This window comes from Enterocloster citroniae (assembly GCF_040545455.1).
Classification (GTDB): Bacteria; Bacillota; Clostridia; order Lachnospirales; family Lachnospiraceae; genus Enterocloster; species Enterocloster citroniae.
Map to the genome: position 1 here is coordinate 15,346 of NZ_JBEPLZ010000033.1, position 14,435 is coordinate 29,780.

General features: G+C 53.7%; 9 protein-coding genes and 1 pseudogene. 9 read left to right on the top strand and 1 reads right to left on the bottom strand.

All coding sequences use genetic code 11. The features are described from left to right. The first annotated feature begins 13 nt into the window (after nt 1–13). The 3 genes from ABID13_RS25850 to ABID13_RS25860 are packed head-to-tail and all read left to right on the top strand — an operon-like array spanning nt 14 to nt 4,698. Entirely contained in the window at nt 14–1,684 is a 1,671-nt protein-coding gene (locus tag ABID13_RS25850) for a formate--tetrahydrofolate ligase (RefSeq protein WP_007858196.1), read from the top strand. 42 nt (nt 1,685–1,726) lie between these two features. Next, nucleotides 1,727–3,247: a UDP-N-acetylmuramoyl-L-alanyl-D-glutamate--2,6-diaminopimelate ligase gene (locus ABID13_RS25855; RefSeq protein ID WP_048931232.1), complete on the top strand. Its 1,521-nt coding sequence runs from the start codon at nt 1,727–1,729 to the stop codon at nt 3,245–3,247. A gap of 2 nt (nt 3,248–3,249) precedes the next feature. After that, the gene (locus ABID13_RS25860; RefSeq protein ID WP_045092532.1) at nt 3,250–4,698 is read left to right on the top strand and encodes a UDP-N-acetylmuramoyl-tripeptide--D-alanyl-D-alanine ligase; all 1,449 of its coding nucleotides are present in this window, start codon (nt 3,250–3,252) and stop codon (nt 4,696–4,698) included. Between the two features lie 215 nt (nt 4,699–4,913). Here the strand turns inward: ABID13_RS25860 and ABID13_RS25865 are convergent. Further along, a pseudogene (locus ABID13_RS25865) lies at nt 4,914–5,096 on the bottom strand (DUF6774 domain-containing protein); the annotation flags it as partial. A 179-nt stretch (nt 5,097–5,275) separates the two neighbouring features. Here ABID13_RS25865 and ABID13_RS25870 point away from each other — a divergent pair. The 6 genes from ABID13_RS25870 (at nt 5,276) to def (ending at nt 14,425) form a co-directional block, all read left to right on the top strand. Beyond that, nucleotides 5,276–6,685 carry an APC family permease gene (locus ABID13_RS25870; RefSeq protein ID WP_007858170.1) on the top strand — a complete coding sequence of 470 codons (1,410 nt, stop codon included), beginning with the start codon at nt 5,276–5,278 and terminating at the stop codon, nt 6,683–6,685. Between the two features lie 89 nt (nt 6,686–6,774). Beyond that, nucleotides 6,775–8,103: a M18 family aminopeptidase gene (locus tag ABID13_RS25875; RefSeq protein WP_048931231.1), complete on the top strand. Its 1,329-nt coding sequence runs from the start codon at nt 6,775–6,777 to the stop codon at nt 8,101–8,103. A gap of 12 nt (nt 8,104–8,115) precedes the next feature. Next, the gene (locus ABID13_RS25880) at nt 8,116–9,438 is read left to right on the top strand and encodes an MATE family efflux transporter (RefSeq protein WP_007858168.1); all 1,323 of its coding nucleotides are present in this window, start codon (nt 8,116–8,118) and stop codon (nt 9,436–9,438) included. A gap of 103 nt (nt 9,439–9,541) precedes the next feature. Next, nucleotides 9,542–11,560 carry an ATP-binding response regulator gene (locus ABID13_RS25885; RefSeq protein ID WP_048931230.1) on the top strand — a complete coding sequence of 673 codons (2,019 nt, stop codon included), beginning with the start codon at nt 9,542–9,544 and terminating at the stop codon, nt 11,558–11,560. A gap of 84 nt (nt 11,561–11,644) precedes the next feature. After that, nucleotides 11,645–13,903 (top strand): replication restart helicase PriA, encoded by a 2,259-nt coding sequence (gene priA / locus ABID13_RS25890; protein WP_045092534.1) that lies wholly within the window; start codon nt 11,645–11,647, stop codon nt 13,901–13,903. 30 nt (nt 13,904–13,933) lie between these two features. After that, a complete protein-coding gene (gene def / locus ABID13_RS25895; protein WP_048931229.1) occupies nt 13,934–14,425 on the top strand; it encodes a peptide deformylase in 492 nt (163 codons plus the stop codon). Nucleotides 14,426–14,435 lie beyond the last annotated feature (10 nt).

Sequence of the window (14,435 nt, forward strand, 5' to 3'; positions counted from 1 at the left end):
GGAGGATGTATCCATGAAATCAGACATTGAGATTGCTCAGGAAGCGGTAATGCAGCCCATTAAGGAGATTGCTGCCTCTTACGGGATTTCGGAGGATGACCTGGAGCTTTACGGCAAATATAAAGCCAAGCTCACAGATGAACTGTGGGAAAAGGTAAAAGACAAACAGGACGGAAAGCTGGTGCTGGTGACAGCCATCAACCCCACGCCTGCCGGTGAGGGCAAAACCACCACCACCGTGGGGCTGGGGGAGGCCTTTGGCAGGATGGGGAAAAACGCCATCATAGCCCTGAGAGAGCCGTCCCTGGGCCCCTGCTTCGGTATCAAGGGCGGGGCTGCCGGAGGCGGATATGCCCAGGTGGTTCCCATGGAAGACCTGAACCTGCATTTTACCGGAGACTTTCATGCCATTACCTCAGCCAATAATCTGCTGGCCGCTCTCCTGGACAACCACATCCAGCAGGGAAATGCCCTGGGCATCGACCCGAGGCAGGTGTTGTGGAAACGGTGTGAGGACATGAACGACAGGGCCCTGCGCAATATTGTCATTGGACTGGGGGCAAAGGCTGACGGCATGGTGAGGGAAGACCATTTTGTGATCACGGTTGCCTCAGAGATCATGGCCATTCTCTGCCTGGCAGACAATATGGAAGATTTGAAGGAGCGTCTGGGACGCATTATTGTGGGCTACAGCTTTGCAGGACAGCCTGTGACGGCATCGGACCTGCATGCGGTGGGAGCCATGGCGGCTCTTTTAAAGGATGCCTTAAAGCCCAACATGATCCAGACCCTGGAGCATACAGGCGTGCTGGTGCACGGGGGACCGTTTGCAAATATCGCCCATGGCTGCAACAGCGTAAGGGCAACCAAGACAGCCCTTAAGCTGGCGGATATCGTGGTCACGGAGGCGGGCTTTGGCGCTGATCTGGGAGCCGAGAAGTTTCTTGACATCAAGTGCCGGAAAGCGGGGTTAAAGCCGGATGCAGTTGTGCTGGTTGCAACGGTGCGGGCGCTTAAATACAACGGCGGGGTTCCCAAGGACCAGCTTGGACCGGAGAACCTGGAGGCATTAAAGCGGGGGATCGTAAACCTGGAAAAACACATAGAGAACATCCAGAAGTATGATGTCCCTGTGGTTGTGACCCTGAATTCCTTCACAACAGATACAGAGGCGGAATATGCTTATATTAAGAAATTCTGTGAGGATATGGGATGTCAGTTTGCATTGTCCGAAGTTTGGGCAAAGGGGGGCGAGGGCGGGATTGCCCTGGCTGAAAAGGTGCTGGAAACCCTGGAGCACAGGCCCGGAAACTTCCATGTGCTGTATCCGGATGAGATGGGGTTAAAGGATAAGATTCATACCATTGCCACTGAGATTTACGGCGCGGACGGTGTTTCCTATACTCCGGCCGCATCTAAGGCCCTGAAGAACATTGAGGACATGGGATTTGGAAATCTTCCTGTCTGTATGGCAAAGACCCAGTACTCCCTGTCTGATGACCAGACAAAGCTGGGACGTCCCACTGCATTTACCATCAATGTAAGGGATGCATACGTATCCGCGGGGGCCGGTTTTGTGGTTGCCCTTACAGGTTCCATCATGACCATGCCGGGTCTTCCAAAGAAACCGGCTGCGGAGAATATTGATGTGGATAAGAACGGAAAGATCACAGGACTTTTCTAATATAACGGACTGCCGTGACAGAATGGATAGAGAGGACAACATATGGTATTAAGAGATTGGCTAGAGGGGCTTGGGTATGAACTGGTACAGGGAAGCCTGGACCGGGAAGTGACAGAGGTGGTGTATGATTCCAGGAAAGTGGTTTCCGGGGCTGTGTTTGTCTGCATGGCGGGAACCAGGGTGGATTCCCACGGGTTTGTGCCCCAGGTATTAAAAGCCGGTGCCAGGGTGCTTGTGACAGAGCGGGGGATTGAAGGGGAGATGGCCCGGTCGGGACTGTCCCCGGAGGAACTGGCGGATGTGACCGTACTCAGGACAGAGGACGGCCGCCGTGCCCTGGCTCTTTTATCCGCGGCCCGGTTTGGTTATCCTGCTAAAAAGATGATCACCATCGGGGTCACCGGAACAAAGGGAAAGACCACCACGACCCATATGATCAAAGCCATATTGGAAGCGGCAGGCAAAAAGGTGGGAATGATCGGAACCACGGGAATCGTCATAGGCGACACCGTTACCCCCACCATGAACACCACGCCGGAGTCCTGGCAGCTGCACCAGGCATTTTCCCAGATGGCAAAGAGCGGATGCCAGTATATGATTATGGAGGTATCCTCTCAGGGGATCAAGATGCACAGGGTGGATGGGATCACCTTTGATTACGGTATCTTTACCAACATTTCCCCTGACCACATCGGTCCGGATGAGCACGCGGATTTTGAGGAGTATCTGTATTACAAGTCCAGGATCCTGAACATGTGTAAGGTGGGCCTTGTGAATGCTAATGACAGCCATTTTAAGGCCGTTGTGAGGAACGCGTCCTGCGCCATCCACACCTACAGTGTTCTGGAGGAGGGGGAGGGTGTGCCGGATGCTGATTTTACCGCATCCAACATCCGCTATGTGTCCCGTCCGGATTTTGTGGGCACTGAGTTTGATGTAAAGGGCAGATATGAGATGGATGTGCGCCTTGGGATCCCGGGGCTGTTTAATGTGGACAATGCGCTGGCGGCAGTGAGCATTTGCAGCTTCCTGAATCTTTCAAAGGAGAGGATCAGCCATGCCCTGGAGCATGTCCGGGTCAATGGACGGATGGAGATCGTACACACCTCCGCCCGCTGCACCGTGCTTGTGGATTATGCCCACAATGCAGTGAGCATGGAAAGCCTGCTGTCCACACTGCGCCAGTATCATCCAAAGCGCCTGGTGGTGGTGTTTGGATGCGGCGGAAACCGCTCTAAGGAGCGCAGGTATTCCATGGGTGAGATCGGCGGAAGGCTGGCTGATTTAAGTATTGTGACCGCGGACAATTCCCGCTTTGAAAAGGTGGAGGATATTATTGCGGACATAAGGGGAAGCATTGAGAAGACCGGAGGCGTGTTTATAGAGATACCCGACCGGCGGGAGGCCATCGAATACAGCATTACCCATGCCCGGCCCGGGGATATGGTTGCGGTGATTGGAAAGGGCCATGAGGACTACCAGGAAATTAACGGTGTGCGCTATCATTTCCTGGACAGGGAAGTCATTGAAGAAGTAGTAAACAGGCTGGGAGATGAGGCATAAAGATGAAAGAGATAACAGCAGCGGAACTGACACAGGCCGTGGGAGGCAGACTTTTATGGGGAGAGGGTGAGATACTCATCGGGCATATCAGCCTTGATTCCAGGAAAATGGAGGGCGGCGACCTTTTTGTGCCCATCATAGGGGAAAATGTGGACGCCCATGATTTCATATGCCAGGCCCTTGGAAATGGGGCATCAGCCGTATTTACCAGCCGCCATCACTCCCCGGAGGATGTGCAGGAGACTGTTAAGGCTCAGTCGGGGGATGACTCTGCCAGACGGGAACGCGCCCTGGCGGCCGCCTGGATCCAGGTGGAGGATACCAGAAAAGCCCTTCAGGATTTTGGGGCGTACTGCAGGGCAGGCAGGACCCTTCCCCTGGTGGGGATCACAGGAAGCGTGGGGAAGACCACGACCAGGGAGATGATCGCTGCTGCCCTCAGTGCTGGATTTTGCGTGTATAAGACACCGGGCAACAGTAACAGCCAGGTGGGTGTACCCATTACCATTGCCGAGATTCCGCAGGAGGCCCAGATCGGAGTCATTGAACTGGGCATGAGTGAGCCGGGAGAGATGACAAGGATTGCCAGAGTGGCTCAGGTGAACTGCGCTGTGATGACCAACATAGGTGTGACCCACATTGAACAGCTGGGATCCCAGCAGAATATCCTGGAAGAAAAACTCCACATCCAGGACAATATGGCAGCTGACGGTCTGCTTGTGCTTAACGGGGATGACGGGCTGCTTAGGGATGTGGTTCCTGAGAACGGCAGAAGGAAGATCCTTTACGGATTGTCTGAGGGCTGCCATTACAGGGGGGAGGACCTTCACCTGGAACAGGGGTATCCTGTGTTTACGGCAGTCCATGGCAATGAGCGCGTTGCAGTCCGCCTGCGCGTCATGGGCAGCCATATGGTCAGCAACGCCCTGGCAGCCCTGGCCGTTGCCGGAACATACGGTGTTCCCATGAAAGCGGCGGCTGAAAAGCTGGAGGAGTTTGAAGGATATAAGGGAAGACAGCAGATCTTCACGCTGGACCGTGTGACGGTGATCGATGACAGCTATAATGCAAGCCCTGTATCCATGAAGGCGGGCCTGGAAGTGCTCTGCTCCGTGGCGGGAGAGGGAAGGAAGATCGCTGTACTGGCGGATATGAAGGAACTGGGAGCGGATGCCCCCAGGTTCCACCGAGAGATCGGCGCATATATCGCCGTTCATCCCGTGGATCAGGTGGTTCTGCTGGGGGAACTGGCTGCTGAGATAGGAGATGAGCTGGCTGCTCTGGCGCCCGGAATTCCCCAAGTATCTTTAAGGGAGCTGGGAGAAGTGGAGCATTGGCTGGATGAACACCTGAAGCCGGAGGACTGTGTGCTGTTCAAGGGGTCCAACAGCATGAAGCTGTCCCTGGCAGTGAAACACTTAAAGGAACAGGCCGCCCTAAATAAAATATAAGGTAACAGTTTCGGGACGGAACAGTTACAATATAAGAAAGACAGTACAGAAAACCATGCAGGAATGGATGACAGGATCCTTATGCCATGGTTTTCGTACTGCTTTTTTTATATCTGTTGTTTATCGGAACGGTTGGTCTGCCCAGAACTGCCGGCCTGCCCAGAACGGTTGGTCTGTCCAGAACTGCCGGACTGTCCTGAGCTGCCGGATTTCCCCGAATCCTCCTTTTTTTCTGAGTCACAGGGCTGGCATAACGCCTGGTGGGCGGCGATCGTATTGAGCGTATCACCCAGCTGCGAGTAAATGGAACTGATAAGGGCAATTTCCTCAGGCGATCTTCCTTCGGCGATACAGCAGGCAAGGGCTGATATGGACATTACTAATTCACATGATTGCATCTGATTCACCTCATATCATCATATGAGGTGGGGAGAGTATTTAGAATATTGGATAATAACAGCGCTAATTGCGGGGAGAGAGAATAAAAAGTGCATGTCTTTTTGCTGTTCGGGGAAGAATATTTCTCCATGAAGATAAATTCCTGGAAAAACAGGTACAGATAAGGAGAAAGACAAAAATGAAGCAGCATAAGGATGACAGAAAGATACTATGGCATACCCTTGCTTTTATGGCATTTTCCACAGTGTGGGGATTTGGGAATGTGATCAACGGATTTTCAGAGTATGGCGGGCTGAAGGCGATCGTGTCCTGGATCCTGATATTTGCGATCTACTTTGTGCCCTATGCCCTGATGGTGGGAGAGCTGGGATCCACCTTCAAACATGCGGGAGGCGGTGTCAGCTCCTGGATCCATGAGACCATCGGTCCCAGGATGGCCTATTATGCGGGATGGACCTATTGGGTAGTGCATATGCCCTATATCTCACAAAAGCCCAATTCCACGGTGATCGCGGCCAGCTGGGCCTTGTTCCAGGACAAGAGGGCCAGCGGCATGAATACCACGGTGATGCAGCTGATCTGTCTGGTGATCTTCCTGTTTGCAATGTATCTGTCCAGCAAGGGAATGAGCGTGCTCAAGCGTTTGTCCACTCTGGCCGGATCAGCCATGTTCATTATGTCCATGCTGTTTATTGTAATGATGGTGGCGGCGCCGGCCCTGACCACCGGCGCCTTTGTGCCCATTGAATGGTCGGTGCGGACCTTTATGCCTACCTTTGATATGAGTTTCTTTATGGGGCTCTCGATTTTGGTATTTGCAGTGGGCGGCTGTGAGAAGATATCTCCCTATGTAAATAAGATGAAGGACCCTGCCAGGGACTTTTCCAAGGGAATGGTTGCCCTGGCTCTTATGGTGGCTGTGACCGCCATCCTGGGAACCATTGCCCTGGGCATGATGTTTGACTCCAACCATATTCCTGGTGATCTGATGACCAACGGAGCTTATTATGCGTTCCAGAAATTAGGAGAATACTATCATATGGGCAATTTTTTTGTGGTAGTATATGCCCTGACCAATCTCATCGGTCAGTTCTCCGTCATGGTATTGTCCGTGGACGCGCCGCTGCGCATGCTTTTGGACAGCGCTGACTCCCGGTTCATACCAAGCAGGATGTTTGAGAAAAATGAACACGGCACCTATGTAAACGGCCACAGGCTGGTTCTGCTCATTGTGTGTGTACTGATCGTTGTGCCTGCCTTTGGGATCAAGAATGTGGACGTGCTGGTGCGCTGGCTGGTGAAGGTAAATTCCGTCTGCATGCCCCTTCGCTATCTCTGGGTGTTTGTGGCATATATCGCGTTAAAAAAGGCAGGGGACAAGTTTCAGGCCGAGTATCGCTTCCTGAAGGGGAGGATTCCGGGAATCCTGGTGGGAACCTGGTGTTTTGTTTTTACCGCATTTGCATGTATCACAGGTATTTATTCCGAAGATCCCTTCCAGCTGGTACTCAACATCATCACGCCCTTTGTGCTGGTGGGATTGGGCTTTATCCTGCCGTGGATGGCTGAGAGGGAGAAAAAAGCCTGATCGCCCGTTATCTGGCCTATTGCCTGAGCGCGGGCTTTGTGGTACAGTATTTAGGTATGAAACCAAAAGGAATCAAAGGAGAATAAGACATGACATTAGATAGAAACGACTGCAGGAAGACAGCGGAGGGACTGATCCGTTTCCTGGAAGACAGCCCCACCAGTTTTCATGCAGTGGAGAATATAGGCAGACTGCTCTGTGAAGCCGGGTTTACCCAGCTCCATGAAGGGGAGGCATGGGAACTTCGCCGGGGCGGTTCCTATTTTGTAACAAGGAACCAGTCCTCCATTCTGTCATTTAAGATACCTTTGGGAGCATTTAACGGATTTCATCTGATCGCAAGCCACAGTGACTCACCTTCCTTTAAGATCAAGGAGAATCCCGAGATGGAGGCAGGAGGGCACTATATCAAACTGAACGTGGAAAAATACGGCGGAATGCTGTGCGCGCCCTGGATGGACAGGCCCCTTTCCGTGGCGGGCCGCCTGGTTGTCAGGGAGGGAAAACGCCTGGTGACAAAGCTGGTGAAGGTGGACCGGGACCTGCTGATGATCCCCAATCTGGCCATCCATTTTAACAGGGAGGTCAATGACGGCTATAAATACAACCCCCAGGTGGATATGCTGCCTCTGTACGGAGATGCCTCTGCCAAGGGGACTTTTATGAAAAACGTGGCTGAGAGCGCCGGGGTCAGGGAGGAGGATGTCCTGGGCCATGACCTGTTCCTTTACAGCAGAACACCGGGGACGATTTGGGGAGCTGACGGCGAGTTTATCTCCTGCGGCCGCCTGGACGACCTGCAGTGTGCGTTTGCATCCCTAAAGGGCTTTTTGGAAGGGGAAAATTCTGAAAATGTGTCTGTCCACGCCGTGTTTGACAATGAGGAAGTGGGAAGCGGCACAAAACAGGGAGCGGATTCCACTTTCCTGGAGGATACGTTAAAGCGGATCAACAGAAATCTTGGGAGAAGTGAGGAGGAATACCTCATGTCCCTGGCATCCAGCTTCATGATATCGGCGGACAATGCCCACGCGGTCCATCCCAACCTTGACCTTAAGGCGGACCCCACCAACCGGCCCTATATGAATGAGGGAATCGTCATCAAGTACAATGCCAACCAGAAATACACCACGGATGCTGTTTCGGCAGCCATGTTTAAGGTACTCTGCCAGGAGGCGGACGTGCCCTTCCAGACCTTTGCCAACCGTTCCGACATGCCCGGGGGCTCCACTTTGGGCAACATCAGCAATGCCCATGTAGCGCTTAACACCGTGGATATCGGTCTTCCCCAGCTGGCCATGCACTCACCCTATGAGACGGCGGGGATAAAGGATACCTGCTATCTGGTCCAGGTGGCTAAGCATTTTTATTCCGCCGGTATCAGGGCGGGTGAGTCGGGAAGTTATGAGATAATATAAGGATGGTATGATATGTTTTCCAGAAAACAACTGATAAAGCTGCTGGCGCCGCTGATCGTGGAACAGATCATGGCAGTGCTGGTGGGAATGGTGGATGTGGTCATGGTGGCTGCCGTTGGCGAGGCCGCCGTATCCGGGGTTTCACTGGTGGACTCCATCAGCGTGCTGATCATACAGATCATGGGAGCCCTGGCAACCGGGGGCGCGGTGATCTCGGCGCAGTATTTGGGCAAGGTGCAGCCAAGGGATGCCCGCAAGGCGGCCGGGCAGCTGGTCACCGTGACCCTGGCCCTTTCCATGGTGGTGACAGGGATCGCGATCCTTGGGAACAGGCATCTCTTGGGCGCTATTTTTGGAAGGGTGGAGACTTCGGTCATGGACAATGCCCAGACATATTTCTGGATCACGGCCCTTTCCTACCCCTTCATCGGGCTGTATAACGCCTGTGCGGCCCTGTTCCGCTCCATGGGTAATTCCAAGGTATCCATGATGACCTCCCTTGTGATGAATGTGATCAACATTGCGGGCAATGCCGTCTGCGTGTTCGGCCTTGGGATGGGGGTGGCCGGAGTGGCTTATCCCACCCTGTTAAGCCGTATCATAGCAGCGGCCATGATGCTGGTGCTGATCCAGAACCGTCATAATTCCATCCGCCTTAACAGCCTGAAGCTCCTTGTGCCGGATGTGAGGATGATAAAGAACATACTCTCCATCGGCATACCGGGCGGGTTGGAAAGCGGTATGTTCCAATTTGGGAAAATCTTCCTCCAAAGTCTTGTGTCCTCCCTGGGCACGGCTGCCATTGCCAGCTATGCGGTTGCCAGCAATCTGGTGACCATCCTGTACCTGCCCGGAACTGCCATCGGGCTGGGGCTGATCACCATTGTGGGCCAGTGCGTGGGTGCCGGAAGGCTGGCGGAGGCAAAGCATTATGCAAAGACCCTGATGGGGGTGAATTACGGGATCCTGGCAGTGCTCAGTACCGCCATGGTGGTGTTCTCAGGCCAGCTGGTGGGGATCTACCATCTCTCGGAACAGGCGTCCCGGCTGTCCAGGGAACTGATTACAGCCCACAGCATAGCCATGATCTTGTGGCCCCTGGCCTTTATCATTCCCCATACCCTGAGAGCGTCCCTGGATGTGAAATTCACCATGGCGGTAGCCGTGTTTTCCATGTGGGCGTTCCGCATCGGATTTGCATACTTGTTTGTGAATATATGTAAGCTTGGGGTGATGGGAGTGTGGTACGGTATGTTCATTGACTGGATCTTCCGCGCCTTTGTATTCTCGTGGCGTTTCAAAGGGTTTGAAAAACGGGCCGTGGCTGTGAAGTGATGTGTGCCATTGTCCACTGAGGGAAAATACTGTAGGATAAGTGATACTGGAGCGCTGTGAACGGCAAGATCAACACGCCGGCCGGCAAAAGGGGGATGTACATATGCAGGACCATTTTATGGATATAAAAAATACGCAGGAGCTTCTGAGCATGGCCCGCACAGGCCTGTGGGTGATCGAGATGGACCAGGACAGAGCGCCTCGGATGTACAGCGACAAGGCCATGCTGGAACTGCTGGGATTAAAAGAGATGCCGTCCCCGGAGGAATGTTATGAACTGTGGTATGGACGGATCGATCCGGCATACTGCCCCATGATACAGTCCGGTGTGGAAAAGATGATCAGGAATGAGCGGGCTGAGGTGCAGTATCCCTGGGAGCATCCCGTTCTGGGCCGTATCTATGTGCGGTGCGGAGGAGTCCGGGACCTGAGTTACCAGGGGGGAGTGTGCCTTCGCGGGTATCATCAGAACATCACGGACACGGTCATGTTAAAGGACAAGGCCCGGCTTCGTGACAATGTGCTGTCCAATCTGTGCCAGTGCTATTATTCCATCTATCTTTTTGACCTGGACCACGATACGGAGGAAGCAATCTGGCAGGAGACATGGATAGAAAAATCCAGGGAGTTTCCCAAGGGGAGTCTGAAGCTATATTATGAAAAGTTTATACAGGGCCATGTTTGCCATGAGGACCAGGAGAAGATGCGCAGGGCCGGAAGCCCTGAGTTCCTGCGAATGACCTTATCCAGAGATCATCCCGTATATGACATTGACTTCAGAAGGCAGTATCCGGAGGGGGTCCAGTGGGTCAGATCACGTTTTAGCGTTGCTGAGATGGAGGGAAGCCGGGTCGCCAAGGTGATTTTTGCAAACATGAACATCCACGACCAAAAGATGATGGAGATGAAACAGGAGGAGGAGAAACGGAATGCCCTGATGGCCGCATATGAGGCGGCCAAGTATGCAAATGAGGCAAAAAGCAATTTCCTGGCCCAGATGTCCCACGATATCCGCACCCCCATGAATGCCATTGTGGGTATGACCTCCATCGCCCTGGCCCAGGTGAATGATCCGGGGCGTGTAAAGGACTGCCTGAAGAAGATATCCATGTCCAGCAGCCATCTTTTAAACCTGATCGATGAGGTGTTGGATATGTCTAAGATCGAGAAAGGAAAGATGGAACTGTCCAGGACCCCTTTCTGTCTGCGCCGCCTTCTGTGTGAGGTGGAAACCATTATTTGTCCAGAGGCGGAAAAGAAAAAGCAAAGCCTGACAGTGGACGGGGGACAGCTCATGCACGACCGGCTCATAGGGGACAGCGGACGGCTGCGCCAGGTACTGTTAAACCTGCTGTCCAATGCAGTCAAATATACCCCGGAAGGCGGAAGGGTGGAGCTTACGGCAAAGGAGGTGACGGAACGCTCGCCGGGATCCGGGACCTTTGTGTTTATAGTGGAGGATAACGGGATCGGAATGTCCGAGGATTTCCGGGATTACGTGTTTGTCCCTTTTATGCGGGAAAATGACGATAGTGCCGCCGCTGTCCAGGGAACGGGTCTGGGCATGTCCATTGCCCAGGGGATCGTAAATGCAATGAACGGCAGTATCCAGGTGGAGACCCAGAAAAACAGAGGGAGCCGTTTTACGGTCACCCTTTCCATGGAACTGGATGGGGAGGAACACATGGCGGGAGATCCGGGGCATGGTGCAGTCTCAGGGCTTCTGCGCAAGGTATCCCAAAAGACCGTCCGCCTGCTGGTGGCCGAGGACAATGAACTGAACATGGAGATCGTGCATACCATTTTGTCCGAAGCCGGATTCCTTGTGGAGGAGGCCTGCAACGGGCAGGAGGCGCTGGACCTGTTTGAGTCGTCTGCCGAGGGCTATTACCAGGCTGTCCTGATGGACCTGCAGATGCCTGTGATGGACGGCTATACGGCGGCCAGACGGATACGAAACAGTTCCCATCCCCAGTCGGAGGAGATTCCCATCATTGCCCTGACCGCCAATGCGTTTGCCGAGGACATGGCGAAGGCCCTGTCCGCAGGCATGAATGACCATGTTTCAAAGCCCATTGATTATGACCGTCTGTTTGCTGCCCTGAACCAATATATTCCCTGATTTGCATTTTTCCCTATTCTCATGTATAATAGGCTGGAGTACGGGAACGTACATATCAGATTTAAAGATTGACAGGTGAAGTGTGTGGGGCAGAAGTATGCCAATATTATCATAGATATTTCCCACGAAAGTGTGGACAGGACCTTCCAGTACAGGATTCCGCAGGAACTGGAGGACCGCATTCAGGTGGGGCATCAGGTATATATTCCCTTTGGGCAGGGCAACCGGCAGCGCAAGGGGTATGTGGTGGGCCTGACGGACCAGGCGGAGTTTGATGAGAATAAGCTGAAGGATGTGGCTGGGATTGTGCAGGGAAGCGTGACTGCGGAATCCCAGCTTATTTGGCTGGCATGGTGGATGAAGGAACGGTATGGTTCCACCATGAACCAGGCATTAAGGACCGTGCTTCCGGTGAAGCAGAAGGTAAAGGAGGCGCCCCGGCGCAGGATACGCTGCCTTTTGGATCCCCAGGGGCTGGAACAGGCAGCTGCACAGGCCAGGCAGAAGAACCATAAGGCCAGGCTCAGGCTTTTAGAAGCCCTTAAGGATTCAAGCATCATACCATATGAGGAGGCCGCAGGGCGCTTAAACCTTACTGCGGCTGTCATAAAACCCCTGGAGGAGGCCGGTGTCATTGCGGTGGAGGTGGTGGAGCGTTACAGGAACCCGCTGCTGGAAATGCAGAGACTGGCCGGAGCGGATTCTCCTGTATTTGCAGACCAGGCCCCGCCCTTAAACCAGGTCCAGCGTCAGATTGCGGATTCCATTATCCAGGATTACCGGGAGGGGATAAGAAAGACCTATCTGATCCACGGTATTACGGGAAGCGGCAAGACCGAGGTCTATATGGAACTGATCAGCCATGTGCTTTCGGCAGGGCGTCAGGTCATTGTGCTCATACCTGAGATATCCCTTACATGGCAGACCGTAATGCGGTTTTACAATCGGTTCGGCAACCGCGTGTCGGTGATGAACTCACGCATGTCGGCCGGGGAGCGGTATGATCAGTATGAAAGGGCCAGAACAGGGGATATTGATATTATGATCGGTCCCCGTTCCGCCCTGTTTGCCCCTTTTTCCGATCTGGGTCTGATCATCATTGACGAGGAACATGAGAATGCGTACAGAAGTGAATTGTCCCCCCGCTATGATGCCAGAGAGGCAGCCTCCGTGCGTGCGGAAGCCAACGGAGCATCCCTTGTGCTGGGATCGGCCACACCGTCCCTGGAATCCTACACAAAGGCTTTGAGAGGGGAATACACCCTGTTTACCATGAAGGAGCGGGCCAAGACAAAGGCAAGGCTTTCCCAGGTGGAGATCGTGGACCTGAGAGAGGAGCTGAGGGCCGGGAACCGTTCCATATTCAGCCGCCGCCTTCAGGAACTGATCCAGGAGCGGCTGTCAAACAGGGAGCAGATCATGCTGTTTATCAACCGCAGGGGGTATGCCAACTTTGTGTCCTGCCGCGCCTGCGGTGAAGCGCTTAAGTGCCCTCACTGTGATGTGACCCTGACCCTGCACAGGGACGGACGCATGATGTGCCATTACTGCGGCTACACCATACAGCAGCCTGGGGAGTGCCCTGCCTGCGGTTCCCGGTATATTGCGCCCTTTGGCACCGGAACCCAGAAGATCGAGACCATGGCCGGGGAACTGTTTCCCGGCGCCAGGATCCTGCGCATGGACACGGACACCACATCCAAAAAGGGAGGTCATCAGGAGATCCTCTCCGCCTTTGCCAGGGGAGATGCAGACATCCTCATCGGTACACAGATGATCGTAAAGGGCCATGACTTTCCCAAGGTGACCCTGGTGGGAGCGCTGGCAGCGGATCTGTCCCTGTATGCATCGGATTACAGGTGCGGGGAACAGACCTTTGAACTCCTGACCCAGGCAGCCGGGAGGGCCGGGAGGGGAAACCTTCCGGGCAATGTTATCATACAGACCTATCAGCCGGACCATTATTGTATCGTGACCGCTGCCAGCCAGGATTACGAGGCATTTTACGGTCAGGAGATGGCATACAGAAGGCTTCTTGGGTATCCGCCGGCCGTGGCCCTGCTCACCATCCAGATGGCCTGTCCCAGGGAGGATGTGCTGGAGCGGACCGCCTCAGAGACCGCCCGCTGGGTGGAGGAGAGGGCAGGGAGCGCCATGGAGGGCTTTAAGCTCATCGGCCCGGTGAATGCGCCTGTATACAAAGTTAATGATATTTATAGAAAAATTTTATATATAAAGCACGAAAATTATGATATACTGATACAGATTAGGAAAATGGCGGAACTGCGCCTTAAGGAGGCGGAGGGCCGTTTTGGACTGACAGTACAATATGATTTAACGTGACAGAACATAATAAAGGAGATTGAGACCACGATGGCAGTTCGACAGATAAGGGTTATGGGAGACGAGATTTTAACAAAGAAGTGCAAACCTGTGAAGGAGATGACCGGGCGTACCATGGATTTGATTGAGGATATGTTCGAGACCATGTATGAGGCCAATGGCTGCGGCCTGGCCGCACCTCAGGTGGGCGTGCTGAAGCGGATCTTTGTGGTGGACGTGGATGACGGCAACCAGTATGTGATGATCAACCCTGAGATCATCGCCCAGGAGGGGGGACAGACCGGTTATGAGGGCTGCCTGAGCCTGCCGGGCAAGTCAGGTATCGTGACACGCCCAAACTATGTAAAGATGCGGGCGCTGAATGAGAATATGGAGCCGGTGGAAGTGGAGGGAGAAGGTCTTCTGGCCAGAGCCCTCTGCCATGAGTATGCCCATCTGGAAGGCCAGATGTATGTGGAGCTGGTGGAAGGGGAACTGGTGGACACCAACCCGGAGACCGGCGAGGAGATCATTGAGGAATAGGAGTGGGAAG